The sequence below is a fragment of the Gordonia sp. GN26 genome, from assembly GCF_054823965.1.
The window spans coordinates 18,153-43,170 of sequence record NZ_JSYC01000082.1; the positions used below are offsets into that span (position 1 = coordinate 18,153).

Annotated in this window: 24 protein-coding genes; 14 read left to right on the top strand and 10 right to left on the bottom strand. The window is 67.6% G+C overall.

All coding sequences use genetic code 11. The features are described from left to right. Positions 1–130: 130 nt before the first annotated feature. A complete protein-coding gene (locus OK17_RS16255) occupies positions 131–574 on the top strand; it encodes a flavodoxin domain-containing protein (protein WP_232715914.1) in 444 nt (147 codons plus the stop codon). 40 nt (positions 575–614) lie between these two features. On the opposite strand, the gene OK17_RS16260 is transcribed toward OK17_RS16255, so the two are convergent. Beyond that, positions 615–1,487: a DMT family transporter gene (locus OK17_RS16260; RefSeq protein ID WP_461418074.1), complete on the bottom strand. Its 873-nt coding sequence runs from the start codon at positions 1,485–1,487 to the stop codon at positions 615–617. A 115-nt stretch (positions 1,488–1,602) separates the two neighbouring features. Between OK17_RS16260 and OK17_RS16265 the strand changes: the two genes are divergently transcribed. From OK17_RS16265 to OK17_RS16280, 4 genes are read left to right on the top strand one after another with little or no spacing between them, the layout of a single operon-like run. Further along, positions 1,603–1,890 (top strand): hypothetical protein, encoded by a 288-nt coding sequence (locus OK17_RS16265; protein ID WP_461418075.1) that lies wholly within the window; start codon positions 1,603–1,605, stop codon positions 1,888–1,890. Next, a complete protein-coding gene (locus OK17_RS16270; protein WP_461418076.1) occupies positions 1,887–2,381 on the top strand; it encodes a SixA phosphatase family protein in 495 nt (164 codons plus the stop codon). The genes OK17_RS16265 and OK17_RS16270 overlap by 4 nt, the downstream gene beginning before the upstream one ends. A 44-nt stretch (positions 2,382–2,425) precedes the next feature. Next, complete coding sequence (gene nadE, locus OK17_RS16275) at positions 2,426–3,250, top strand: ammonia-dependent NAD(+) synthetase (protein ID WP_461418077.1); 825 nt, start codon at positions 2,426–2,428, stop codon at positions 3,248–3,250. A gap of 48 nt (positions 3,251–3,298) precedes the next feature. Then, positions 3,299–5,329, top strand: a complete 2,031-nt coding sequence (locus OK17_RS16280) for an NAD(+) synthase (protein WP_461418078.1) — start codon at positions 3,299–3,301, stop codon at positions 5,327–5,329. Between the two features lie 3 nt (positions 5,330–5,332). On the opposite strand, the gene OK17_RS16285 is transcribed toward OK17_RS16280, so the two are convergent. The 3 genes from OK17_RS16285 to OK17_RS16295 form a co-directional block, all read right to left on the bottom strand. After that, positions 5,333–6,733 (bottom strand): WS/DGAT/MGAT family O-acyltransferase, encoded by a 1,401-nt coding sequence (locus OK17_RS16285; RefSeq protein ID WP_232715908.1) that lies wholly within the window; start codon positions 6,731–6,733, stop codon positions 5,333–5,335. A gap of 122 nt (positions 6,734–6,855) precedes the next feature. Then, the gene (locus tag OK17_RS16290; protein ID WP_232715907.1) at positions 6,856–7,692 is read right to left on the bottom strand and encodes a fibronectin type III domain-containing protein; all 837 of its coding nucleotides are present in this window, start codon (positions 7,690–7,692) and stop codon (positions 6,856–6,858) included. After that, the gene (locus OK17_RS16295) at positions 7,692–9,578 is read right to left on the bottom strand and encodes a serine/threonine-protein kinase (protein WP_232715906.1); all 1,887 of its coding nucleotides are present in this window, start codon (positions 9,576–9,578) and stop codon (positions 7,692–7,694) included. Before OK17_RS16295 ends, OK17_RS16290 begins: the two co-directional genes overlap by 1 nt. Before the next feature lie 119 nt (positions 9,579–9,697). On the opposite strand from OK17_RS16295, the gene OK17_RS16300 reads away from it, so the two are divergent. The 6 genes from OK17_RS16300 (at position 9,698) to OK17_RS16325 (ending at position 16,367) form a co-directional block, all read left to right on the top strand. Beyond that, positions 9,698–10,249: a nuclear transport factor 2 family protein gene (locus tag OK17_RS16300; RefSeq protein ID WP_232715905.1), complete on the top strand. Its 552-nt coding sequence runs from the start codon at positions 9,698–9,700 to the stop codon at positions 10,247–10,249. Between the two features lie 337 nt (positions 10,250–10,586). Beyond that, the gene (locus OK17_RS16305) at positions 10,587–11,579 is read left to right on the top strand and encodes an acyl-ACP desaturase (RefSeq protein ID WP_232715904.1); all 993 of its coding nucleotides are present in this window, start codon (positions 10,587–10,589) and stop codon (positions 11,577–11,579) included. A gap of 140 nt (positions 11,580–11,719) precedes the next feature. Continuing rightward, positions 11,720–12,853, top strand: a complete 1,134-nt coding sequence (gene dusB, locus OK17_RS16310) for a tRNA dihydrouridine synthase DusB (RefSeq protein ID WP_269784647.1) — start codon at positions 11,720–11,722, stop codon at positions 12,851–12,853. Between the two features lie 175 nt (positions 12,854–13,028). Further along, positions 13,029–15,281, top strand: coding sequence for an LCP family protein (locus tag OK17_RS16315; RefSeq protein WP_461418079.1), 2,253 nt, complete (start codon positions 13,029–13,031; stop codon positions 15,279–15,281). 106 nt (positions 15,282–15,387) lie between these two features. Beyond that, positions 15,388–16,050, top strand: a complete 663-nt coding sequence (phoU, locus tag OK17_RS16320; protein WP_042377541.1) for a phosphate signaling complex protein PhoU — start codon at positions 15,388–15,390, stop codon at positions 16,048–16,050. A gap of 167 nt (positions 16,051–16,217) precedes the next feature. Then, positions 16,218–16,367, top strand: coding sequence for a hypothetical protein (locus tag OK17_RS16325; RefSeq protein WP_164905310.1), 150 nt, complete (start codon positions 16,218–16,220; stop codon positions 16,365–16,367). Between the two features lie 58 nt (positions 16,368–16,425). On the opposite strand, the gene pstB is transcribed toward OK17_RS16325, so the two are convergent. The 6 genes from pstB to OK17_RS16355 form a co-directional block, all read right to left on the bottom strand. Next, the gene (gene pstB / locus OK17_RS16330; protein ID WP_040535707.1) at positions 16,426–17,202 is read right to left on the bottom strand and encodes a phosphate ABC transporter ATP-binding protein PstB; all 777 of its coding nucleotides are present in this window, start codon (positions 17,200–17,202) and stop codon (positions 16,426–16,428) included. A gap of 26 nt (positions 17,203–17,228) precedes the next feature. Next, a complete protein-coding gene (gene pstA, locus OK17_RS16335) occupies positions 17,229–18,128 on the bottom strand; it encodes a phosphate ABC transporter permease PstA (RefSeq protein WP_232715902.1) in 900 nt (299 codons plus the stop codon). Between the two features lie 2 nt (positions 18,129–18,130). Then, the gene (gene pstC, locus OK17_RS16340) at positions 18,131–19,162 is read right to left on the bottom strand and encodes a phosphate ABC transporter permease subunit PstC (RefSeq protein WP_461418080.1); all 1,032 of its coding nucleotides are present in this window, start codon (positions 19,160–19,162) and stop codon (positions 18,131–18,133) included. Positions 19,163–19,318: 156 nt separating this feature from the next. After that, a complete protein-coding gene (gene pstS, locus OK17_RS16345; RefSeq protein ID WP_232715900.1) occupies positions 19,319–20,392 on the bottom strand; it encodes a phosphate ABC transporter substrate-binding protein PstS in 1,074 nt (357 codons plus the stop codon). Between the two features lie 159 nt (positions 20,393–20,551). After that, a complete protein-coding gene (gene mshD, locus OK17_RS16350) occupies positions 20,552–21,457 on the bottom strand; it encodes a mycothiol synthase (protein WP_232715899.1) in 906 nt (301 codons plus the stop codon). Continuing rightward, a complete protein-coding gene (locus OK17_RS16355; protein WP_232715898.1) occupies positions 21,438–22,241 on the bottom strand; it encodes a winged helix-turn-helix domain-containing protein in 804 nt (267 codons plus the stop codon). The genes mshD and OK17_RS16355 overlap by 20 nt, the downstream gene beginning before the upstream one ends. Before the next feature lie 206 nt (positions 22,242–22,447). On the opposite strand from OK17_RS16355, the gene OK17_RS16360 reads away from it, so the two are divergent. The 3 genes from OK17_RS16360 to OK17_RS16370 all read left to right on the top strand — a co-directional run bounded on the left by OK17_RS16360 (position 22,448) and on the right by OK17_RS16370 (position 24,868). Further along, positions 22,448–23,305, top strand: coding sequence for an LmeA family phospholipid-binding protein (locus OK17_RS16360; protein WP_461418081.1), 858 nt, complete (start codon positions 22,448–22,450; stop codon positions 23,303–23,305). Between the two features lie 412 nt (positions 23,306–23,717). Continuing rightward, positions 23,718–24,557, top strand: coding sequence for a sulfurtransferase (locus tag OK17_RS16365; protein ID WP_461418082.1), 840 nt, complete (start codon positions 23,718–23,720; stop codon positions 24,555–24,557). Positions 24,558–24,562: 5 nt separating this feature from the next. Then, positions 24,563–24,868, top strand: coding sequence for a DUF1416 domain-containing protein (locus OK17_RS16370; protein WP_006866205.1), 306 nt, complete (start codon positions 24,563–24,565; stop codon positions 24,866–24,868). The last annotated feature ends 150 nt before the right edge of the window (positions 24,869–25,018 follow it).

Below are 25,018 nucleotides of genomic sequence, written 5' to 3' on the forward strand. Positions count from 1 at the left end.
TCCTCTGTCACCACATAGTAGGACATCCAAGTATTTCTTCCAACCCCCCGCCCACCTGCGATTTAGTCCCGGGGAGCGGGTTAGGCTAGCCTCTCTGGCGTAAAAGCCGACGTCGAGAGGAGTTCTGCATATGTCGGTCGTCATCCTCTACGGAACCGAGACCGGAACGGGTGAGCTCGTCGCGGACGCGATCGCGGACGCGCTCAACCAGCACGATCCCTCGATCTACGACATGAGTGAGTACGCGGTCGAGGACCTCGACCCCGCTGACTTCCTGGTGATCGTCTGCTCGACCTACGGCGAGGGCGAGCTGCCCACCGGTGCCGAGCCGTTCGCCGACGAGCTCGAGAGCGTCAACCCCGACCTGAGCGGACTGCGCTTCGCCGTGTTCGGGCTCGGCGACTCGATCTACGACACCTTCAACCGTGGCGGCGAGATCGTCGCCGAGATGCTGACGAAGCGTGGCGCGGTCCAGGTCGGCGAGCACGCCCGCCACGACAACTCGTCGTCGATCAAGCCCGCCAAGCAGGCCGAGGAATGGGCCGAGGGCATCGCGGAGCTGGTCGAGGGCTGACTCGAGCAGGCAAGCTCAGAACCGCCTGTTCACGGCTCGATCATGCCGCCGACCGCCCCGCGGTCGGCGGCATCGCTGCTTCTGCGGCAACCGCCTGTTCGTATCCCCGGACGGCCGACAGCTTCGCCAGCTCGCACACCGCGCGGATCATGATCGCGAGCACGATGCCGAGGAACATCGCGGTGGGCACCGAGACCTTGAGGTTCTCCCCGAGCAGCAGCACGCCGAGCACCATCGCGACCGCCGGCTCGGCGACCGTCATCGACGGGAACGACGTCTGCAGGTCGCCGGCACCGAAGCCCAGCTGCTGGGCGATCACCGCGCACACGACGACCAGCACGAAGAGGTAAATCTCCGGCTGGAGGAAGGTGCGCCAGAACTCGTTCATGACCTGGTAGATCACCGCTTTGACCAGCAACGCCGACACTCCGAAGAGCGTGCCCGCGACGAGTCCGTAGAACAGCGCCTTGTAGTGCGGGCTGGAGCGCCGTGCCAGCAACACCAGGCCGACGACGATCCCGATGACGGCCCCGACCGTGCCCCACAGCAGCAGCGCATCCGGTCGTCGGAGTGACGGCTCCGGTCGGGAGACGAGCAGGAAAGTTGCGACGCAGGCGACCAGCACCCCGCCCCAGGCCCATTCGATACGCGCGGGATGCCGATGATCGGCCCAGGCCTCCAGCGGCAGCGCGAACAGCACCGCCAACACGACGAGCGGCTGCACCAGCAGGATCGAACCGAGGCCCAGCGCCGACGCCTGCAGGCCGAAGCCGCAGAGCGCGATGACGGCACCCACCCACCATCCGGCGGTGATCGCCCCGTTGACCCGCGAGGCACGCTGCCGCAGCACGGTGCCGGCCGCGATCAACAACGCCGCCAGCACCGCCAGGAGCGCGGGTACCCAGGTGTGCACGTCCACAAGGGTAAAGGCGACGCGTACCCCGCGCCCGAATCGGGCACCGGTCGGAGCCGTCGCACCCGGTGTCGCAACATCGGCAGCCGGCGCCGACGGCGTACATTCGACAACCATGCGGTATCGGTCGGATCTGGAACGCCTCGCGACCCTCGACGCAGCCGCGATCGAGCGGGCCTGCGCCGATTGCACGACCCTGGACGAACTCATCGGGTGTGCCGTCGATGAACATCTCGAGTTCGATGCACTGGCCGACGAGGCCGAGGCCTGTGACGAGCACGAGCACGCCGCCTTCCTCCGCCAGGAGGCCGCGGCCTGGCGCGCGACCGTCCGCCTGCTGCGCACCATCGCCGCCGACCCCGAGGCCTATCCGATCGAGTCCCGGCGCACCGGGACCGCATGAGCGGCACGCGCACGCTGATCCTGATGCGTCACGGGAAGTCCGGCTATCCCCCGGCGACGCGCGACCACGACCGTCCACTGGCCGAACGCGGTGACCACCAGGCCGCCCTTGCGGGTCGTTGGATGTCCGACGAGGGCCTCCGCGTCGACGCGGTGCTGTGCTCCACGTCGATCCGGACCCGGCAAACTCTCGAACGGACCGGCGTCCGGGCCCCGGCCACCTATGTCGACGACATCTACGGCGGTGACGCCGACGACGTGCTGGAAGCCATCCGCATCCACGCACCGGCCGACGCGTCCACGCTGCTCGTCGTCGGTCACGAACCCGGGATGCCGCAGACCGCACTGACGCTCGACCCCTCCGGTTTCATCGATCGGTTTCCGACATCGGCTTATGCGGTACTCACCGTGTCGCAGCCCTGGGATCGCCTCGGTATGACCCCGGACCCCGACGCGCACCTCGTCGGCGTCCGGATACCCCGCGAGGAGTGACCTCGGCTGCTCGACGGAGACCTCGAGCGAACATTGGAGCGCGAATGCGTGAGACCCAGCGGACCATCATCGACGCCCTGGGGGTCAAACCCTCGATCGACCCCGCCGAGGAGGTCGAGCGCCGGGTGCAGTTCCTCGCCGACTACCTGAGCACGATCGGGGCCGCGGGCTACGTGCTCGGCCTCTCCGGCGGCGTCGACTCGACCCTCGCCGGGCGCCTCGCCCAGATCGCGGTGGAGCGGGTCCGGGCCGACGGCGGGGACGCGGTGTTCGTCGGCATGCGCCTGCCCTACCGGGTGCAGCACGACGAGGACGACGCCGCGGCCGCCGCCCAATTCGTCGCGGCCGACGAGGTCTTCACGGTCAACGTCGCGCCCGGCGTCGATGCGCTCAACGACGAGATCTCCGAGGCGACTGGCGCCGCGCTCACCGACTTCACCAAGGGAAACGCGAAGGCCCGCCACCGCATGGTCGCGCAGTACGCCGTGGCCGGCGACCGCGGGATGCTGGTCATCGGCGCCGACCATGCCGCCGAGAACGTCACCGGCTTCTTCACCAAGTACGGCGACGGCGCCGCGGACATCCTGCCGCTGTCGGGTCTGAACAAGCGGCAGGGCCGATCGTTGCTGCGCCACCTCGGTGCGCCGCGGCAACTGTGGGAGAAGGTCCCGACCGCCGACCTGCTCGACGAGAAGGCGGGGCAGACCGACGAGGACGAGCTGGGCCTGACCTACGAGCACATCGACGACTACCTCGAGGGCCGCGAGGTACCGACCGAGGCGGCGGAGAAGATCGAGGCCGCCTGGCACCGTAATCGTCACAAGCGCACGACGCCGGTCGAACTCGACGACACCTGGTGGCGGGCCTGACGACAGACAGCGCGCTCGCCGGACACCGGGCCGTTTAATGTTGTCGACGTGTCTGTCTACGCAAACGGCTTCGTTCGGGTCGCGGGTGCGGTGCCCGTCCTCACGATCGCCGAACCCGCCGCGAATGCCGCACGCACCATCGAGCTGATGCGGCAGGCCGCCGACGACGGCGCCGCGCTCGTGGTCTTCCCCGAACTCGGGCTGTGCGGTTACAGCATCGACGACCTGTTCCACCAGGACGCACTGATCGACGGTTGCCGCGTCGCCCTGACCGAGATCGTCGCGGCCAGCCGGGGCCTGAAGCCGCTGATCGTCGTGGGTCTGCCGATGGTCGTCGGCGACGGACTGTTCAACTGCGCGGCCGTGATCCGTGACGGGGCGGTGCTGGGCGTCGTCCCGAAGTCGTATCTGCCGAACTACCGCGAGTTCTACGAGCAGCGGTTCTTCTCCGCGGCCCGCGACGCGGTGCCCGACACCGTGACCGTCGACGGCGAGGACGTCCCGTTCGGGGCCGATCTCATCTTCGAGGCCGCCGATCTGCCGGGTTTCGTCCTGCACGTGGAGATCTGCGAGGACGGCTGGGTGGCGATCCCGCCGAGCACCTGGGCCGCACTCGGCGGCGCGACCGTGCTGGCCAATCTGTCCGGCAGCCCGGTCACCGTCGGCAAGGAGTCCTACCGGAAGAATCTGTGTACCGGCCATTCCGCGCGCACCATCTCCGCACACGTCTACGTCGCGGCGGGTTACGGCGAGTCGACCACCGATCTCGCCTGGGACGGTGACGCCCTCATCACCGAGAACGGTTCTCTCCTCGCACGTAGCGAACAGTTCGCGACCACCGATCAGATGATCTCCGCCGACATCGACCTCGACCGGATCCGGCAGGAACGGATGCGGATGATCAGCCTGCGCGATCAGGCCGGCGACTACTCCGATCGGCTGAAGTCGCTGCGCCGCATCGGCTTCTCGTTCGGCGAGCTGAGCGGAGACGACGATGTGCTGCGCCGCGTCGTGCCGCGGTTCCCCTACGTGCCGGCCGATTCCGCCGATCTCGACGAACGGTGTGCCGAGGTCCGCCACATCCAGGTGCAGGGACTCGCCCAGCGCCTGCGTTCGACCGGCATAGACAAGATCGTCATCGGCGTCTCCGGCGGCCTCGACTCGACCCTCGCCCTGCTCGTCGCGGTCGACACCTTCGACCGACTCGGCCTGCCCCGCACCAACATCCTGGGTTACACAATGCCCGGCTTCGCCACCGGTGGTGCGACGCTGCGCCGCTCGCACGTGCTGATGAACTCACTCGGCGTGAGCGGCAAGGAGATCGACATCCGGCCGTCGTGCGAGCAGATGCTCGCCGACCTCGACCACCCCTACTCGCGTGGCGAGAAGGTCTACGACGTCACGTTCGAGAACGTGCAGGCGGGCGAGCGCACGTCGCACCTGTTCCGGTTGGCGAATCACCACGGCGCGATCGTGCTCGGTACCGGCGACCTGTCCGAACTCGCGCTCGGCTGGTGCACCTACGGCGTCGGCGACCAGATGTCTCACTACAACGTCAACGGCTCGGTGCCGAAAACCCTGATCCAGCACCTGATCCGGTGGATCGTCAGCAACAGCCACCACTCGGCGGAGACCACCGAGGTGCTCGCCGAGATCCTCGACGACGTCATCTCACCCGAGCTCGTCCCGGCCGGCGAGGACGGCAAGATCCAGTCCACCGAGGACACCGTCGGACCGTACGAGCTCCACGACTTCTTCCTCTACTACGTCACCCGCTTCGGGTACCGGCCGACGAAGGTCGCCTATCTCGCCCGCCAGGCCTGGGGTGACCGCTCCCGCGGACCGTGGTCGGAGCTGCTCGCCGACGACAAGCGCAACGAATACGACACCGCGACCATCGAGCACTGGCTCGGCATCTTCCTGAAGCGCTTCATGGGCAACCAGTTCAAGCGCACCGCGATGCCCAACGGCCCCAAGATCGGTTCGGGCGGTTCGCTGTCGCCCCGCGGCGACTGGCGCTCGCCGTCCGACGCGTCGGCACGGGTGTGGCTCGACCAGCTCGCGGGCGGACGGGACTGACGCTCAGTCGCAGGCGGCGAGCAGCTGCTTGAGCTGATCGTCGAAGGCGTTGGCGATCTCCCACGGGTCGGGGGTCTGATCGGTGCACGCCAGAATGCCGATGTTGAGGTTCCCGTCGGCGGAGAACACCGTGATGTTTAGGCCGAGGCCGTGGAAGATCGGGCCGAGCGGGTAGACCGCGGTGACCCGGCAACCCAGGAAGTACATCGGGAAGTCGGGGCCGGCGACGTTCGACACGAGGACGTTGAAGATCGGCGGATGCGCCGACGCCAGTTTCCGGTCGCCGTACACCTTCATCACCGTGGACAGTGTTGTCCCCGGCGCGAACTGGGCCCAGGAACGCAGGATGTTGGCGTCGATCTCGGCGTGGTGTTCCTTCGACTTCCGGCTGAACTCCGCCTGCTTCTCGAGGCGGATCACCGGGTCGTCGACGTCGGTGGAGAGCAGGGTGAACATGCCGGTCACCTTGTTGGTCCCCTCGACCACCAGGTCGGATTCGTCGGCACCGTGCACCGATACCGGCACCATCCCGACGAGCGGCTTCTCCGGCAACTCGTCGTGGTCGATGAGGTAGGTGCGCATCGCGCCGCCGACCAGCGCGAGTACGACGTCGTTGATCTTCACCCCGAAGTGATTCTTCACTCGCTTGACGTCGTCGAGGGAGAGCTGACTCAGGGCGATGCTGCGATGGGGCGTGATCGCCGAGTTGAACCGGGTCCGCGGCGCCATGAAGGGCGCGGGCATGGCCGATTGCTGTTGCGCGCGGCGAAGCCAGCCGACGGGGACGCTGACCGTTCGCGGCAGCAGTTTGGCCATCGCCAGCGGGCGCTGGACGAAGTAGTTGATCGCACCCGTCGCGGCGATGGTGGCACGCGACGGCGGGCCGGCCGTCTCGCGGACCTTCTCCGCGTCGAGTTCGGGCGGTTCCGGTGTGAGCGAGCACATCTTGGCGAGCATCTCGGCGCTGGTGACACCGTCGGTGCTTGCGTGGTGCATCCGCAGCATCGCGCAGATGCGACCGTTGGACAGGCCCTCGATGATCCACAGTTCCCACAGCGGCTTGCCCCGGTCGAGAGTCTGACCGGCGAGGTGTCCGCACAGTTCGGCGACCTCACCGGCACCGCCCGGCGCGGGCACGGCAACCCGGTGGACGTGGCGCTCGATGTCGAAGTCCTCGTCCTCGATCCACACCGGGTGGTCGATGTTGAAGACGGAGTTGTCGAGCTTGCGACGGAAGGCCGGGATCGCGGCGACGCGACGCTGCATCTCCGCGCGCAGTTTGGCGAAGTCGTACCCGCCCGGCATGGTGCTCGGATCGATCTCCACGAGACCGATGACGTGCATCAGCTGGCTGCGGGTCTCCAGGTAGAGGAACGACGCATCCAAACCACTCAACCGCTGCATGACACCAGCCTTTCTTTCCCGGCCCCTCGAGCCCCCACGCCATCATGCCGCACGCGGGAGACTCGGGATGTGTGTTCGTCTCGGTCGCTCGTCCAGGTTGTCACCGGTCCCCTGGCCAGGACTCAGATCGGCATCGAATCGACCATCTCGAGGACGTTCTGGGCGGGGGTCTGCAGCACCACGATCATCGCGAGTTCTCGCGCCGGGTCGTCGGTGATCTTGAAGACGCCGCGGCCGTTCTCGTCGATCAGGCCGGTGCCGTGCTTCCACCGCACCGGACGCGACGTCGCCGACGAGCGCGAGTACTCGGCGTTGAGCGCGTCCTTGGAGGCGAACCAGAACACGCCGAACGGGCGGTCGACGGCCCCGGCGGCACAACGCACCACGAACACGGTGCGTACCTTGTCGTTTCCGGTCTCCGACGGTCCGACCTCGTCGCGGCCGCCGGCGTATCGGCGGACGCACTCGGCGTTGTTCCACTTCGCGGCGGTGTCCGGCGTCTGCGGGAGCAGTTCGGGGAACTGCGCGACGAGCGGCGCGTAGACACCCCAGCTCGCGCCGGTGCGCACGGACTGCGGCGGGCTCGGCGGCGAGACGGCATCGCCGTCCAGTGCGGCCACCCGGTAGGTGTGCTCGCCTGCGGGCACCGCGGCGTCGACGACCTCGGTGTCGGTACCGCGGTACACGACGAATCCGTCGTCGCGGACGAGCTGATAACCCGTCGCGCCCGGGACCGGTTCCCACGTCGCGACGAGGCGTCCCGTCCCGGCGTCGAGTGTCAGACCGTTGGGAGTGTCCGGCACGTCGACGCTGGTGAACGCGCGAACGGCGAAGAACGAGCCGACCGTTAACAGCAGCACGGCCATCACGATCACCGCGATGGTCCACGGCCGGAGGGTGGACGTGCGCGGCGGGGTCGTGGGTGGGCCCGCGGGTTGGGTGGTGACCGGTTGCGCCATCAGATCGGCAGCCTCTTCAGCAGATCGGCCGCGGCGGCGGCCGGTTTGCCGGGAACCACAACCCAGACAACGGTTCTCGCACGGTCGCCGGTGTCGTGGGCGAGGATGGCCTGCCCTTGATCGCGCTGCTTGTCCGAGAGATAGAGCGTCCCGGTGTGGCCCTGGGCCGTCGTGTAACCGGTGCCGCGCAGGTTGTACGCGGTCACGTCCGCCGCGGCCCGCGCCTCCTCGGGGGTGTCGTACACGTCGACGATCACCTGGTAGTCGGCGTCGTTGGCCTCGTCGTCGAGGTAGCGGGTGCACCAAACCGTGTGCTTGGAGGACTTGAACGCGAGGTCGCCGTCCTCGCCCCAGCACCGCATACCGTCGAAACCGTTGGTGCTCAACGGCGATGCCGGCACCAGGTCGTGGTAGAGGTCGGCGATGGGTTGCAGTTCGCCCCACGTCATGAACACGTCGACGGCCTCGGAGTTGCGGGAGAACTCGGAGGTCCTCCCGTCCTCGTCCTGCGCGGCGACCTGATAGGTGTAGGTCCCCGGTATGGGGCGGGGTGCGGTGAAGTTCGTGTCGGGCCCGGAGTAGATCACCTCGTCGTTCTGGGTGACGACGTAGCTCGTCGCATCGTCGACATGACCCCAGGACAGTTCGACGGTCGTGGTCGTCACCTCGGCATCGGGCGGATTGGGGGTTTCCAGATTGCCGGCCGACGTGGTCACGAATGCGGCTCCGGCACCGAGGATTCCGGCGATCAGCACCAGCGCCACCCCGATCGCGACCATCGTGGCGAGACCCCGGCGTGCGGGCCGGGCGGGTTCCGCGGCCGGCGCGGGCGACCACCCGTGCAGCGTTTCCGCCGAGACCATCGGCGGGAGTCCCAGGCGCGCCCGGGTCGTCGGATCGGTCGGTTGATCATGCGCCGCATACGATGTCGGGTGTCCCGTGGCCTGCATCGCGGAAGCGGGCCCCGAAGGAGGCTGCCGGCCGGCGGGATTCGGTTGCGGCCCCGGCCCGACGAGGGTCTGGCGGGTGTCGAAGGAATCGCGTAGGGCATCGGCGAACTCGCCGGCGGTCGGGTACCGATTGTCGGGATTCTTGGCCATCGCCCGTGCGAGCACCGCGTCGACCGCAGTCGGCAGCGCACCGTTTCGACTGCTCGCCGCGGGCGGCTCGTGGTACATGTGCGCGGTCATCAGGCCGTGCAACGACGGGGAGTCGAAAGGCGGTGCGCCGGTCAGCAGTTCGTAGGCGGTCGCGCCGAGGGAGTAGATGTCGCTGCGGGCGTCGACGCGACGGCCCTCGATCTGCTCGGGTGACGCGTAGTGCATCGTCCCGATCGTGATGCCGGTGCCGGTCAGGTTCGTGACCTCGTCGAGCACCTGCGCGATACCGAAGTCGGTGACCTTCACCGCCTCCGGCGGCAGGGACCCGGTGTTGCCGGCACCGCCTCCGGCCCCGGGGGTGACGAGGATGTTGGCCGGTTTGATGTCGCGGTGCATGATCCCGCGACGGTGGGCGGCGTCGAGCCCGGCCGCCACGCCGGTGACGATCGTGCACGCCAGCCGAGGGTCGAGGGGCGAGTCCGCCGCGAGCATTCGCGCGACGTCGATGCCGGGCACATACTCCATCGCGATCCAGAGCTGCCCGTCGAAGACGCCGCGGTCGTAGACGGTGACGACGTTGGGATGGTGCAGTGGCGCAACGATGTCGGCCTCGCGCTCGAACCGGGCACGGAACACCGGGTCGGTGGCGTGCCCCGACCGCAGGACCTTGAGCGCGTCCGACCGCGGGAGCCGGGGGTGGGCCGCCTTGTAGACGTCGCCCATACCGCCCCGTCCGAGCACGTCAAGGACGCGGTACCCCGCGATCAGGTCCCCTACCTGGTACATGACGTCCTCACCGATACCCCTTGCACCCGAGCCTTCGGGCGGATGCGTTGGCACCGAATGCTACCGAGTGTCGCGAAACGGGGCCGGAGGACACCGTCGCAACCCTAGGATCGGCGTCGATGAAATCCACCGAGAAAGTCACCGACACCACCGGGACGTTCAGCGTCGACGAACTGAACGAGGCGTTCGCCGGCTTCCAGCGCACGGTCGCCGAGGTCGCGGTCAGTGGCGACTGGGACCGCTACGCCGACCTGTTCACCGAGGACGCCGACTTCGTCGAGCACGCGCTGGGGACGATGCGCGGCCGCGAGGAGATCCGGGCCTGGGCCTGGCGCACCATGACGGCCTTCCCCGGCAGCCACATGACGTCGTTCCCCTCGCTGTGGCACGTCGTCGACGCCCCGACGAGCCGGGTGATCTGCGAGGTCGACAACCCGATGCGCGACCCCGGCGACCAGAGCCTGATCACCGCCACGAACATCACCATCCTGACCTACGCCGGCGACGGTCTGTGGAGCAAGGAAGAGGACGTCTACAACCCGATGGAGTTCGGCCGGGCGGCGATGACGTGGTGTGAGAAGGCCCGCGAATTCGGCAACCTCGACGAGGCGGCCGAGAAGTGGATGACGACCACCGGCGCCTTCTTCGCCCGGCCCCGCGGCAAGGACTGACCACGGCGAAGGCCCGGTTCACCTGGGAAAGGGCGGCCGGGCCGCCCATCAGCACGACCGTGACCGACACCACCGGGCAGGGCCGTAACGTCGGCACCGTCAGGACACGACAGCATTCCCGACGGACTTGGGACGCGGTCCCGAGTGCCGTAGGCTAGAGCTTTGACCAGTGGGGGTAGGGCTGCGCGCCGCGTGTCCGAGACCACCCAAGGTCCGCCCGGGTGGGCGCGACCCGCCCACGACGACGTCGCGATCACACTCGTGGCACCGCCGCGAGGCTGACAAAGACGACACACGTACGACGACATACGCGGACACCGTTTCGGAGGACATCTATATGGCACGCGAGCTGACGCAACTCGAGCTTCTCAAGGAGCTCGCCCCGGTTGCCGAGGACAACGTCAACCGTCACCTGAAGATCGCCAAGGACTGGAACCCGCACGACTACGTCCCGTGGGACGAGGGCCGCAACTTCGCCGCCCTCGGCGGCGTCGACTACGACCCCGAGCAGTCGCAGCTCGACGAGGTCGCCAAGGCCGCGATGATCACCAACCTGCTGACCGAGGACAACCTGCCCTCGTACCACCGGGTCATCGCCGACAACTTCTCGATGGACTCCGCCTGGGGCCACTGGGTCGGTCGCTGGACCGCCGAGGAGAACCGCCACGGCATCGTCATGCGCGACTACCTCGTCGTCACCCGCGGTGTCGATCCGGTCGCCCTCGAAGAGGCCCGGATGATCCACATGACCAACGGCTACGACCCGATGCTCGCGGCCGCCGGTCGCGTCAACGAACTCGAGGAGCACGCCGACGAGCTGGGCCTCCTGCACTCGGTCGCGTACGTGACCTTCCAGGAGCTCGCGACCCGCGTCAGCCACCGCAACACCGGCAAGGCCTGCAACGACCCGATCGCCGACAAGATGCTGCAGCGCATCGCGGCCGACGAGAACCTGCACATGATCTTCTACCGCAACATCTGCGGCGCGGGCTTCGACATCGCCCCCGACCAGACGCTGCGCGCGGTCACCGACATCGTGACCAACTTCCAGATGCCCGGCGCCGGTATGCCCAACTTCCGTCGCCACGGCGTGCTGATGGCCAAGCACGGCATCTACGACCTCCGCCAGCACCTCGAAGAGGTCGTCATGCCGGTTCTGCGCAAGTGGAACGTCTTCGAGCGCGACGACTTCTCCGCCGAGGGCGAGAAGGTCCGCGAGGAGCTGGCCGCCTTCCTCGAGCAGCTCGAGAAGGACACCATCCGCTTCGAGGAGATGCGCGATCGTTCGCTCGCCCGCGAGGCCAAGAAGCGGGAGCAGCAGGCATCCTGAGCACCACCCTCTCCACCAGCCCGGCGCCTTCGACCTCCGAAGGCGCCGGTTCTGCGTCGTCTGCGGAACTCCGTTCCGGGTCGCCTGCGGAACTCCGTTCCGGGTCGCCTGCGGAACTCCGTTCCGGGGCGTCTGCCCAGTTGCGCATCGGTTCCATCGAGCTGGCGAGCCCCGTCGTGCTCGCCCCGATGGCCGGCGTCACCAATGTCGCGTTCCGGACCCTCTGCCGCGAGCTCGAGCTCGCCCGCACCGGCACCGTCTCGGGCCTGTACGTCTGCGAGATGGTGACCGCCCGCGCACTCGTCGAACGCCACCCGGTCACGATGCACATGACCACTTTCGGGCCCGACGAGAACCCGCGGTCGATGCAGCTCTACACCGTCGATCCGGAGTACACGTACCAGGCCGCGAAGATGATCGTCGACGAGAACCTCGCCGACCACATCGACATGAACTTCGGCTGCCCGGTACCCAAGGTGACGCGTAAGGGCGGTGGCTCGGCCATCCCCTACAAGCGGACCCTGTTCCGTAAGATCGTCGCGGCCGCCGTCCGGGCGACGGAGGGCACCGACATCCCGGTCACCGTCAAGTTCCGTATCGGCATCGACGACGACCACCGCACGCACCTCGACGCCGGCCGCATCGCCGCCGAGGAAGGCGCCGCCGCGGTCGCCCTGCACGCCCGGACCGCGTCGCAGCGGTACTCCGGCGAGGCCGACTGGGATGAGATCGCCCGCCTGAAGGAGCACGTCACCTCGGTACCGGTCCTGGGCAACGGCGACATCTTCGAACCGGCCGACGCCGTGGCGATGATGAATCGGACCGGCTGCGACGGCGTCGTCGTCGGCCGCGGCTGCCTCGGACGTCCGTGGCTGTTCGCCGAACTCGCCGCCGAGCTCAACGGTTTCGACGCCCCCACTCCACCCAACCTGGGCGAGGTCGCCGAGATCATGGTCCGGCACTGTCAGCTCCTCGTCGACCACCACGGCGAGATGAAGGGCTGCCGCGAGATCCGCAAGCATGTGGCGTGGTACCTGCGGGGATTCCCGGCCGGCTCGGAGATCCGGCGGCGGATGGCACTCGTCGGAAGCGTCGACGAGCTCCGCGAACTGCTGTCCGAACTGCCCGCCGACGCGCCGTTCCCCAGCGACGGCCACGGTCCGCGCGGTCGCCAGGGTTCGCCGGCGAAGGTCGCACTGCCCGACGGCTGGCTCGACGATCCCGACGAGGACGTCGTGCCCGCCGGCGCGGAGATCATGCACTCCGGCGGCTGACACATTCTGCGAAAACCGTCACAACGCACCTCCGGCTGAGGCCGCTTCTCAGGTGCGATCAGTAGTATGGCGCGAAGGTCCCGGCCCGCCGGGTCCCTACGTGCTTGCGCACCGCGTCGACCAGCCCCGACGCGCGGTTGGCGCTTTGTAGACCTCGGGGCATGAGGAACGTGCATTGAGTCGTTGGACATCGGGACCGGACGAACCGGAGACGGGCGACGAGGCCAACAGGTCTCGTCGTGGCCGTCGTGCCGGGCGCCCGGACGATGCGAACGATCGCCGTCCTCCGGCGGATCCCCGCGCCCAGAACCCTGACTCGGGTGCACACCCCAGTCTGCGTGAACCGCGGGCGAACGATCGCTTCGTGCGGGGGCGGACGCGCCTGACCGTCCGCGAGCTCATGGAGCAGATGAACGCGGAGGAACCGCGGACACCTCCGACCGAGTCCCCGCGCCGCGGCCGCTTCCGCGCCGATTCCCCCGACCAGGCACCCCCGGCCGGTCGCCCCACGAACATCCCGCCGACGACCCGCAGCCGGTCGCGCCGCTTCGACCCGGCGCAACCCGACCAGGCCCGGCCCCCGCGTCCTCCGCTCGGCCGCAGCGATCAGGGCCAACCGGCGGCAGACGATCGTCCCACCGAGATCCATCACTTCGGCAACGACGTCACCCAGAAGATCCCCACGATCGGCGACAAACCCGACGCTCCCGCACCCGACCTGTCGGATCAGGCCACCGCGAAGCGGGCCATCGAGGAGTCGCGCGCCCAGGACGCCATGGTGCCGCCGGTCGCCTCGAGCCCGCCGCGCGCACCGCTCGAGCGCACTCCCGATCTGACCGGTCCGCTGCAACTCCGTCAGGGTCCCCGGCGTCACCCGGGCCGCGGCGGCGACCGACGCGGATCACTCGTCCGCAAGACCACCGCCACCGGACGCATCCTGGTGGCCATCGCCTGTGTGACCGCCCTGGTCGGAACCGGTTTCGTCTGGAACTACCTGCAGTCGTGGAACGGCAACTGGCGCAACGTCACCGCCGTCGACGCCCAAGACAAGAACATCCGCAACAAGGACGCCCAGCACGGTGACGAGACCTACCTGATCGTCGGCACCGACACTCGCGGCGGCAACAACTCCAAGGTCGGCGCGGGTACCGTCGCCGACGCCGAGGGTGCGCGCTCGGACACCGTCATCCTGGTCAACGTGCCGGCCAACCGCGAGCGCGTCGTCGCGGTGTCCTTCCCCCGCGACCTCCAAGTCGATCGTCCCGCGTGCAACTCCTGGGACAACGAGACCGGCGAATACGGCGCCGAGCTACCCGCCGAGGACGGGGTCAAGCTCAACAGCGTCTACTTCTACGGCGGCCCGCAGTGCCTTGTCCGTGTGATCACCCAGATGAGCGGTCTCAACATCAACCACTTCATCGGCATGGACTTCTACGGTTTCGAGAAGGTCGTCCGCGCGATCGGCGGCGTCGAGGTCTGTTCCACAGCGCCGCTCTACGACTACGAGATCGGCCACATCCTCCGTAAGCCCGGCAAGCAGAAGCTGACCGGCCGCCGCGCGCTCAACTACGTCCGTGCCCGCAACATCGCGTCGGAGGGCAACGGTGACTACGGCCGCATCAAGCGCCAGCAGCTGTTCATGTCGTCGCTGCTGCGGTCGACGCTGTCGGGCAACGTGCTGTCCAACCCGAACAAGCTCAACAGCATCGTCAACACCTTCATCGAGTACAGCTACGTCGACGGTGTGGACACCCAGTCGCTGATCCAGCTCGCCGAGTCGATGCAGGGCATCGAGGCCGGCCGCGTCTCCTTCCTGACCATCCCCACCTCGGGTACCTCCGAGGACGGTCAGAACAACGAGATCCCGCGCACCGACGACATCGACGCGATCTTCAATGCGATCATCGACGACCTCCCGCTGCCCGGTGAGAAGAAGGCCGAGAAGAAGGAGCCGACGTCGAAGGCACCCTCCCGGGCCCCGAGTTCGCGGAACTCGACCGAGACCCCGGGACGGGTCAATGCCACCGCCCAGAACCCCGGCAACGTCGGTGTCCGCGTGCTCAACGGCACCTCCACCACCGGCCTGGCCGCGGAGGTCTCCGAGCAGCTGACCCCGTACGGTTTCGACGTCCGCGGCGTTGCCGATGCCTCGGAGAACCGGGACGACACCGTCGTGCGGTACGGCCCGGGACAGCAGAACGCGGCCGCCACCCTGGCCGCGATGTTCCCCGGCGCCGAGATCCAGCTCGACCGGACGGTCAAGTCGGGTGTCGAACTCATCCTCGGGTCCGACTTCACCGGCGAGCTGGGGTCGGTGCCCGACGCCGGCGCCACGGTGAACGTCGAGCAGCTCGCGCCGGCCGAGAACTCCGGTGACCTGCCCAACGACCTCGCCGTCACCAACGCGGGCGACACCACCTGCACCTAGTCCGGCCGGTCCGGACGAACCGACGTCGAAGGTTCTGCACCGGGCGTTCACGCTGCGTTCATCGGCTGTGGGCGGAGTGGACCGATTCCCGACGTATCCTGGGGACATGCGTACCGCCTACCAAGAGCAACTCGAGGCGCTGACCCACGTCCTGGGTGAGATGTGTGAACTCGCGGGCACCGCGATGTCGCGAGCCACCCAGGCACTGCTGCAAGCCGACCTCGCCGTTGCCGAAGAGGTCATCGGCGACGCCGAGCGGATGACGCAGTTGTCGGCCCGCGCCGAGGAGCAGTCCTTCGCCCTTCTCGCACTCCAGGCGCCCGTCGCCGGGGACCTCCGCGGCGTCGTCAGCGGTTTCCAGATCGTCGCCGACGCCGACCGGATGGGCGCGCTGGCCCTCCACGTCGCCAAGGTCGCCCGTCGACGCCATCCCGCGAAAGCCCTCCCCGAGGAGGTCAACGGCTACTTCGCGGAGATGGGCCGGCTCGCGGTGACCCTCGCGAAGAGCGCTCACGAGGTCCTCGAGACCCGCGATCCCCAGGCCGCGCTGCGCCTGCAGGAGGACGACGACGCGATGGACGACCTCCACCGCCACCTGTTCACCGTCCTGATGGACCGCGAATGGCAGCACGGCGTCGCCGCCGCCGTCGATGTGACCCTGCTCGGCCGTTACTACGAACGCTTCGCCGATCACGCCGTGCTGATCGGTCGCCGGGTGGTGTTCACCGCGACCGGCAAGACGCCCGAGCAGTTCCAGAACGTCGGGTGATCTTCCTCGCTCACCTCCCCGGGGCGAGCGAGGGCACACATCTCGAGAGGCCGAGAATTCAGTTCGACGAACTGAACTCGGCCTCTCTTCATGTCAGTGAACATCTGGGGCCGTTTGTGCCCGGAAACGATTTCGCAGCCACACAGGTCCCCGTTATGGTGGCGGGCATGGGCCAGCATCAGCCGATCGAACCCGACTTCAATGCGATGACCGACGAGGACGCCGCAGCCGCCGCTCACCGCCGGCAGATCATCACCTACCTCGGTGTCATCGCCTCGCTCGCCGCTCTGCTCGTCATCCTTCTCATCAACATGTGAACGTAGACAGGGCCCCTCCCGTCGTGGAAAGGACCCTGTCAGAGCGATTGTCGCGGATCTACCCGAACCGGCCCGAGATGTAGTCCTCGGTCTCCTTCTTCGTGGGATTCGAGAACATCGTCTCGGTGTCGCTGATCTCTACGAGCTGCCCGGGCTGACCGACGCCCTCCAGGTTGAAGAAGGCGGTCTGGTCGCTCACGCGGGCGGCCTGCTGCATGTTGTGGGTCACGATGACGATCGTGTACTCCTTCTTGAGCTCACCCATCAGGTCCTCGATCGCCAGCGTCGAGATCGGATCGAGCGCCGAACACGGCTCGTCCATCAGCAGCACGTCCGGCGAGACCGCGATCGCCCGCGCGATGCACAGCCGCTGCTGCTGACCACCGGAGAGGCCGCCGCCCGGCTTGTCGAGGCGATCCTTGACCTCGTCCCACAGGTTCGCGCCGCGCAGGCTGCGTTCGGCGACCTCGTCGAGTTCGGCCCGGTTGCGCACGCCCTGCAGCCGCAGGCCGGCGACGACGTTGTCCTTGATCGACATCGTCGGGAACGGGTTGGGCCGCTGGAACACCATGCCGATCGTGGCGCGCACGCTGACCGGATCGACGTTGCGCCCGTAGATGTCCTCACCGTCGAGCAGGACGCTGCCCTCGGCGTAGGCACCCGGGGTGACCTCGTGCATGCGGTTCAGAGTGCGCAGCACCGTCGACTTGCCACAGCCCGACGGCCCGATGAAGGCGGTGATGCAGCGCGGCGGCACCTCGAGGGTCACGTCCTTCACCGCGTGGAAGTCGCCGTAGTAGATGTTCAGGTCTTTGATGTCGAGGCGCTTTGCCATGACTGTTCCGTTTCTACAGAGATGTTTCAGGAGGTCTTGGGCGCGAAGATCTTCGACACCACCTTGGCCCCGAAGTAGACGATGGCCACCAGGATGACCAGGCAGAGGGCCGCACCCCAGACGTCGTCGAAGGCGCCGGGCCCGTTGTTGTACTGCTGCACCATCATCAGCGGCAGCGACTGCTGATTGCCGTCGAAGGGATTCCAGTTCATCGCCCGGGTCGAACCGACCAGGATGAGCACGGGCGCCGACTCACCCATCACACGCGCGATGGCCAGCATCACGCCTGTCACGATGCCGGAGAGTGCCGTCGGCAGCACGATCTTCACGATGGTCTTCCACTTCGGGATGCCCAGCGCATAGGACGCCTCACGCAGGTCCTGCGGGACGATCTTGAGCATCTCCTCGGTCGCGCGGACAACCAGCGGGACCATGAGCAACACCAGCGCGATCGCCACGACGAAACCCGACCGGGGGAACCCGAGCGTGGTGCGCCAGACCGCGTAGACGAACAGTGCCGCGACGATCGACGGGACGCCGGAGAGAATGTCGACCATGAAGGTGGTGACCCGGGCGAGCACCGACTTCTTGGCGGCGTATTCGACGAGGTAGATCGCGACGAAGATACCGAGCGGGATCGAGATGACGGCGGCCAGCGCGGTCTGGATCAACGTGCCGACGATGGCGTTGGCGGCGCCGCCCTTGCGTTCCGGCAACGTCCACCAGTCGATGTCGAGCAGCGGTTCGATGCCGCGGATGACCAGGGTGGCGACCAGCCACACGAGCGGAACCAGCGCGACGAGGAGTGCGGCGATGACCGCGATGCGGACCACGTGATCGGTAACGCGTCGGCGCTTCGCCAGCGGGGTGAAGCCCGAGGGCTTCTTGACCGGGTCGGCCGTGGGCGACGGGGTGGTGAGGGTCATGCTCACTTCTTTCCGGCGACGACCGCACGAGCGGCGGCGTTGACGATGAAGGTCAGGACGAAGAGGGTCAGGCCTGCGGAGATGTAGGCGCCGGTCTTGGCCGGCGAGTCGAACTCGGCGGCGTTGTTCGCGATCTTGGTCGCGAAGGTCTCACCGCTCTCCATGAGGTTGAAGTTCATCGGCCCGGCGGTGGAGATGATCAGCAGCAGCGCCATCGTCTCGCCGAGCGCGCGGCCGAGGCCGAGCATCGAACCGGAGATGTAGCCGGAGAAGCCGAACGGCAGGACCGCGAGTTTGACGACCTCGAACTTCGTGGCACCCAGGGCGAGCGCCGCCTCGCGGTGCCCCCTCGGGGTCTGCATGAAGACCTCGCGGGTGACCGCGGTGATGATCGGCAGGATCATGACGGCGAGCACGATGCCCGCGGTGAGTAGCGTGCCGCCGGTGGACATGTTCGCGACCTGGGTGGGCTGCTGGAAGAACGGCAGGAAACCGAGGTGTCCGACGACCCACTCGTTGACCGGCACCAGCGCCGGACCCAGCACCAGGATGCCCCAGAGGCCGTAGACGATCGAGGGCACCGCGGCGAGCAGGTCGACGGTGTAGGTGATGGGCCCGACGAGACGCTTGGGCGCGTACTCGGTGAGGAAGATCGAGATCCCGAGCGCCACCGGCATCGCGATGAGGAGTGCGATGACCGAGACGACGACCGTCGCATAGAACAGCTGCGGGATACCGAAGGCGAGCTGGTTGCCGCTGGTGACCCAGTCACCGGTGTAGGTGAAGAAGTTCTCCTCGTTCTTCAGCAGCGACGGGACGGCCTGCGCGACGAGGAACAGCGCGATCAGCCCGATGACGAGCGAGACGACGAATCCCGAGCCGACGGCCAGCGTGCGGAAGATCTGGTCCGCCACGCGGTGGCGGGCCGCGGAGTGCAGGCTGCCCGATGACGAACCGTCTGGCGATGCCTCGGGGAGGCTCGTTACGTCGGAATCCGGCGGGACCGCGCCACCCTCGTTGCTCAGCGACGTCATGCGTCCTTCTTGTGCTTCCGCTCTGGTCATTGGGGCCACTTCCCGGTCCACCGCTCACAGTCCGTGCGACACGCGAAGAGTCGTGTCAGTGTGTCAACCGCGCGTGCGGGGCCGCAAACCGTGGCGGCCCCGCGCGCGCTGTCCTGTTGTGTCACGTCAGGCGTTGCCGCTGCCGGCGAGCGCGTCGATGCTGCCCTGCAGCTTGGCCTTGAAATTCTGCGGCACCGGCACGTAGCCGATCTCCTCGAGGCCGGTCTGGCCGTCGCCGAGGATCTTCGTGAACGCGTCCTTGAGGGTGGTGCTGGTCGCATCGTCGGAGTAGCCCGCCGAGCAGACGATGGAGTACGGCGTCAGCAGCAGCGGGTAGGCACCCGGGGCCTTCGAAGCGAACAGCGCGTCGGTGTCGACGACCAGGTCCTTGCTGTCCGGGTTCTTGAAGGCCAGCTCGTCGAGGGCTTTGCCGGCGCTGGCGGCGTTCAGCTCCACCGGACCTGCTCCGAAGTCGATGTCGGCGACGCCGAGGTCGTTCTCGGTGGCGAAGCCCCACTCGACGTAGGTGATCGAGCCGGGGGTCTTCTTGACGGTGTCACCGACTCCGGTCGACTTGGACGCACCCGAACCGACGTTCTTGGGAGCGAACTCCTTGCTGTGCTCATACGGCCAGTCGTTCGGCGCCGAGTTCTGAAGGAACCGCTGGAAGTTGTCGGTCGTGCCCGAGCTGTCGGAGCGGTAGACCGGGACGATGTCGCCACCGGGCAGCTGCACACCCGGGTTGAGTGCGGCGATCGCCGGATCGTTCCACTTGGTGATCTTGCCGTTGAAGATCTTGGCGATCACGGCGGAGTCGAGCTTGAGGTTGTCGACGCCCTCGAGGTTGTAGGCGATCGCAACCGGTCCGACGACCAGCGGCAGATGCCAGGGGTCGTTGCCGTTGCAGCGTTCCTTGGCCGCGGTGACCTCGTCGGCCTTGAGCGCCGAGTCGGAACCCGCGAAGTCGACGTCGCCGGCGATGAACTTCTTGATGCCGTCACCGGAGCCGCTGCCGGTGTAGTCGAGGACGATGTCGTCATCGTCGGAAAGGATCTGACCGAAATGCTCCATGGCCTTCTGCTGGGCCGTCGAACCCTCGCCACTCACCGTCGGAGTGTTTCCCCCACCGCACGCCGTCACCAGGGTCAATGCCGCGATCGCCGACACCGCCGCCAGAGCGCCGTTCCGCTTGATTCTCACCGCAGGTGTTGCCTTTCCGTGTCGTTCCCCGTCCCGAGGCCCGGGTGTCCGGAGTGTTCGATACAGAAAGGTAAGCGCGTCGGATGGCCTGATCCCCGACAGAAGGTGAACGGAAGGTGAACCCGGCACGTCGGGCTCGCGACGACCGGCTGAGTGGACTCAGCCGTAGGCGACGTCGACGGCGAACCTGGTGAACCCGAGGCGTTCGTACGTCCGCAGCGCGGCCGTGTTGTCACCCTCGACGTAGAGGTTGATCTCGGCGACGCCGCGCCGTGCGAGGTGATGGAGTCCGGCGAGCGTCAGCAGCTTGCCGAGCCCGCGGCCCTGAGCCTGCGGATCGACCCCGACGATGTACACCTCGCCGAGTTCGGCGTCGTGCAGTTTGGTCCAGTGGAACCCGAGAAGCCTCGTGGGGTCCTCGGTGTCGAAGGCCAGGAAGAGGCCTTCGGGGTCAAACCAGTCGGCGGCGACCCGCTCGGTGATCTGATCGAGCTCCCAGCCGCCCTGTTCGGGATGCCAGTCGAAGGCGGCGTTGTTGACGCGCAGGATCTCCGCATCGTCCGCCGACCCCGCGTAGGTCCGGAGCGTGAGTCCCGGATCGACTGCGAGTTCGGGGAGTTCGTGGCCCTCCCCGACCGGGCGTCGCAGCTGCAGCAGCTCGCGGCGCTTCTGCAGTCCCATCGCCGACGCGAGGGCCACCGCACCGGGGAGGTCGCCATGCGCCCACACCCGAGCCTCGAGACCGTCCTCTCGGGCCGCGGCAAACGCGGCCTCGAGCAGTCGGCGCCCCTTGCCCTGGCGACGCTGCTCCGGGTCGACAACCGCTTCGATCATCGACGGTTCGCCGTCGCGACCGGGGACGATGTTGGCGTACGCGCCCGTCGACCACACGTGGATGATCGGCGAATCCGCTTCGGCGTCAACTGCTTTCACCGCATCGTCGGAGAGCGGCGCGACGCCGTCGGCGGCCGTCGCGGCACGTACGAGACGATGCGCCTCGGCGACGACCTCCGCCGGAGCGGCACCGCGTCGTACCTGGAAATCGTCAGCTTCCGGCGCTGGCACTGAACTCCTCGTCGAAGGTATCCGGACCGTCGACCGTGTCGTCGAAACCGGCCGGATCGATATCCGGCACACCATCTTCCGCCACGTCCTCGGCTTCGGCCTGAGCTGCCCGGCCACGGGTGGGTCGCACCGCCTTGTATCCGACGTTGCGGACCGTGCCGATCAGCGATTCGTGTTCGCTGCCGAGTTTGGCGCGGAGTCGACGGACATGCACGTCGACCGTGCGCGTGCCGCCGAAGAAGTCGTAACCCCACACCTCCTGCAGCAGCTGGGCGCGCGTGAACACGCGACCTGCGTTCTGCGCCAAGTACTTCAGCAGTTCGAATTCCTTGTAAGTCAGATCGAGGGGACGCCCACGCAGTCGCGCGGTGTACGTCCCCTCGTCGATGACCAGTTCCCCCAGGGTGACCTTGCCCGAGGTCTCCTCGGCGGCCACCCCCCGAGTGCGCACCACCAGCAATCGCAACCGCGCGTCGAGCTCTGCCGGACCCGTCCCCGGGAGCAGGAATTCGTCGATGCCCCAGTCGGCATTGACCGCGACCAAGCCACCCTCGGTCAGCACAGCCGCCACCGGCACCGACGATCCGGTGCTACCCAGCAGGCGGCACAGTCCTCGTGCCGCCGCCAGATCCGCGCGGGCGTCGACGAGGGCCACATCCGCATTGCCCGCCTCCATGAGTGAGGAGACCTCCGTCGGGGCGACTCGCACGTTGTGGGCGAGCAGCGACAGCGACGGCAAGACCGATTCCGGATTGGGATCGGCCGTCAACAACAAGAGATCCACCTAGCACTCCGATCTCGTTCGGTTCCGGACCAACCAATCCGCTCACCACGCTGTGAACGCCTCCGCGCACATCGTCGAGGATTGTTTACGCTGCCTTACCAACGTGTGCGAGATAGGTGACAGAATAGCGCCACCGACGCCCCCCGCTGTTAACAAGGCGAGTCGAAACCGTCGGTGGACACGATGGAGAGGGTGGTCTTCCGAGCATGCCGGGCATCCGGAAAGTCCTCGTCATCGCGGCGGTGGTCGTCGTGGTCGCGGCGGCGGCAACACTGCTCGTCGACGTCGGCGCGGCCATCCGCGGCGAACACCGGTTGTCGGAGGCCCTCGCCGAATCACCGCGCGTCCCATCCGATCCCGAGGTGACCCTCGCCGGGTTTCCATTCCTCACCCAGGCCGGTTCGGGCGACTACGCGGGCGTGACGATCGCCGCCCGCGGCGTCGAACTCCCGGGTTGTGAACCCGTACGCGGCATCTGTCGCGGCGAACTCGGCGCCGTACTCGGCCGATTCCGGGGTCCCGAACGAGGCGATTTCTCCGCGAGTGATGTTCTGCACACCGACGCGATCTCGGCCTACACCCGCCTCGATGCGGTCACCCTTGCGAGGTATCTGCGCATCACCGACCTGACCGTCAGCACGCCCGGTCCCGATGGGAAGGCCGGCAGCGGTGGCCCGCAGGACGGGGTCGTCTCACGGTCGGAGGGAGTCGTCTTCACCGGGACGGTGGCACTGCCACCCGACGACGGCCTCGACGCCGACGATCCGCCGTCCGCGTCGGCCTACACCGGCCCCAAGGTTCGGGTCAGCGTCGCTGTCGACCTCTCGGTGACCGACGGCGCGCTGGAGATCCGGGCCACCGACTTCTACACCGGACCCGAACGTCACGTGGACGCCGAGGTCCCCCAGGACATGCGCGCGGCCGTACTCGACCGGTTCAGCATGGTCCTCCCCCGGCTCCCGATGGCCTGGGGGCTCGTCGCCCAGCGCGCGGAGAGCTTCGGCGGTGACGTCCAGCTGGTCTCCGAAACGGGCGTCACCGACGTGCGCCCGGACCGGTTCTGACCCGACGCCACGACCGGAAGCGCGCGCCTCCCTTTCGTGACCTTTTTGCGCAGGTCAGAGTGCAATCCACCCGGGGTTTCGGACTCCGTTCGGCACTGTTGTACCCTCGTTGGCATGCAACAGCGCCGTGAGTACATGCTCACACGTCGCCGGGCGATCGACTTCTGTCGCGTCGCCGATTGTTGCTGTCGCACGCACCGCTGACGGTGTGCCATGACAAGCGCTGCCCCGCAGCCGCGCCATGCGCACCGCCGATGACGACGGGGTGCGATTCTCCCGAGGCCTGAGTGTCTTCTCCATGCGCCTCCTCGTTCATCACAGATCTGAGCCGCGGGCGCTTGTCCGCGCCTCGCCGCTGTTTCGCATCACCAGATCCATCCACCACCAGTTATCCATCCGAAAGGAACCAGACATGGCACGTTCCGACGTCCTGGTCAGCACCGAGTGGGCTGAGCAGAACCTCAACGCCGACAACACCGTCTTCGTCGAGGTCGACGAAGACACCTCGGCTTACGATGGCGGCCACATCCCGGGCGCGATCAAGCTCGACTGGAAGCAGGACCTGCAGGACGGCATCCGTCGCGACTTCGTCGACGCCGACCGCTTCTCCAAGCTGCTGTCCGAGCGCGGCGTCTCCAACGACGACACCGTCATCCTCTACGGCGGCAACAACAACTGGTTCGCCGCCTACGCCTACTGGTACTTCAAGCTGTACGGCCACAACGACGTCAAGCTGATCGACGGCGGCCGTAAGAAGTGGGAGCTCGACGGTCGTCCGCTGTCCTCGGATGCGGTCACCCGTCCGGCCACCGAGTACAAGGCCTCCTCGCCCGACCTCAGCATCCGCGCCTTCCGCGACGAGGTCATCGACGCCATCGGCACCAAGAACCTGGTCGACGTGCGCAGCCCTGACGAGTTCTCCGGCAAGATCCTCGCGCCGGCTCACCTCCCGCAGGAGCAGGCGCAGCAGCGCGGCCACGTCCCCGGCGCCATCAACATCCCGTGGTCGACCACCGCGAACGAGGACGGCACCTTCAAGTCCGACGAGGAGCTCACCGCTCTGTACGCGGACAAGGGATTCGACGACAGCCGCGAGACCATCGCGTACTGCCGCATCGGCGAGCGCTCGAGCCACACCTGGTTCGTGCTGACCGAGCTGCTCGGCAAGAAGAACGTCAAGAACTACGACGGAAGCTGGGTCGAGTACGGCTCGCTGGTCGGTGCGCCGATCGAACTCGGAGAAGGAAAGTAATAACTATGTGTGCTGCACCCAAGCAGGGACAGAAGCTGCCTGCGGGCGTCGACGTGGAGAAGGAGACCGTCCTCACCGGGCAGGTCACCGACGGCTCGGGTAACCCCGTCGCCGGCGCCTTCGTGCGTCTCCTCGACTCGACCGGTGAATTCACCGCCGAGGTCGTCGCCTCGCCCACCGGCGACTTCCGGTTCTTCGCCGCTCCCGGAACCTGGACGGTTCGCGCCCTCTCTTCGGTGGGCAACGGCGATGCGTCGATCAGCCCCGAGGGTCCCGGCATCCACGAGCAGGACATCGTCGTCTCCAAGTGATGTAGTCCCGGTCGTGGGCGTCTCAGACCCCACGACGCGACCCGGTCACCGCGCTGCGGTGACCGGGTTTCGTCGTTCCGGGGCCGAGAAAGGGTCAATGCCCAGCCATCCGGTCCCTGAGGAGCGCCTGCTGGAGCACCGTCCCGTTCC

Coding starts and splice junctions, on each gene's coding strand:
- OK17_RS16255 (WP_232715914.1), top strand. CDS start 131: ATGTCGGTCGTCATCCTCTACGGAACCGAGACCGGAACGGGTGAGCTC.
- OK17_RS16265 (WP_461418075.1), top strand. CDS start 1,603: ATGCGGTATCGGTCGGATCTGGAACGCCTCGCGACCCTCGACGCAGCC.
- OK17_RS16270 (WP_461418076.1), top strand. CDS start 1,887: ATGAGCGGCACGCGCACGCTGATCCTGATGCGTCACGGGAAGTCCGGC.
- nadE (WP_461418077.1), top strand. CDS start 2,426: ATGCGTGAGACCCAGCGGACCATCATCGACGCCCTGGGGGTCAAACCC.
- OK17_RS16285 (WP_232715908.1), bottom strand. CDS start 6,733: ATGCAGCGGTTGAGTGGTTTGGATGCGTCGTTCCTCTACCTGGAGACC.
- OK17_RS16290 (WP_232715907.1), bottom strand. CDS start 7,692: ATGGCGCAACCGGTCACCACCCAACCCGCGGGCCCACCCACGACCCCG.
- OK17_RS16295 (WP_232715906.1), bottom strand. CDS start 9,578: ATGTACCAGGTAGGGGACCTGATCGCGGGGTACCGCGTCCTTGACGTG.
- OK17_RS16300 (WP_232715905.1), top strand. CDS start 9,698: ATGAAATCCACCGAGAAAGTCACCGACACCACCGGGACGTTCAGCGTC.
- OK17_RS16305 (WP_232715904.1), top strand. CDS start 10,587: ATGGCACGCGAGCTGACGCAACTCGAGCTTCTCAAGGAGCTCGCCCCG.
- phoU (WP_042377541.1), top strand. CDS start 15,388: ATGCGTACCGCCTACCAAGAGCAACTCGAGGCGCTGACCCACGTCCTG.
- OK17_RS16325 (WP_164905310.1), top strand. CDS start 16,218: ATGGGCCAGCATCAGCCGATCGAACCCGACTTCAATGCGATGACCGAC.
- pstB (WP_040535707.1), bottom strand. CDS start 17,202: ATGGCAAAGCGCCTCGACATCAAAGACCTGAACATCTACTACGGCGAC.
- pstA (WP_232715902.1), bottom strand. CDS start 18,128: ATGACCCTCACCACCCCGTCGCCCACGGCCGACCCGGTCAAGAAGCCC.
- pstC (WP_461418080.1), bottom strand. CDS start 19,162: ATGACGTCGCTGAGCAACGAGGGTGGCGCGGTCCCGCCGGATTCCGAC.
- OK17_RS16360 (WP_461418081.1), top strand. CDS start 22,448: ATGCCGGGCATCCGGAAAGTCCTCGTCATCGCGGCGGTGGTCGTCGTG.
- OK17_RS16365 (WP_461418082.1), top strand. CDS start 23,718: ATGGCACGTTCCGACGTCCTGGTCAGCACCGAGTGGGCTGAGCAGAAC.
- OK17_RS16370 (WP_006866205.1), top strand. CDS start 24,563: ATGTGTGCTGCACCCAAGCAGGGACAGAAGCTGCCTGCGGGCGTCGAC.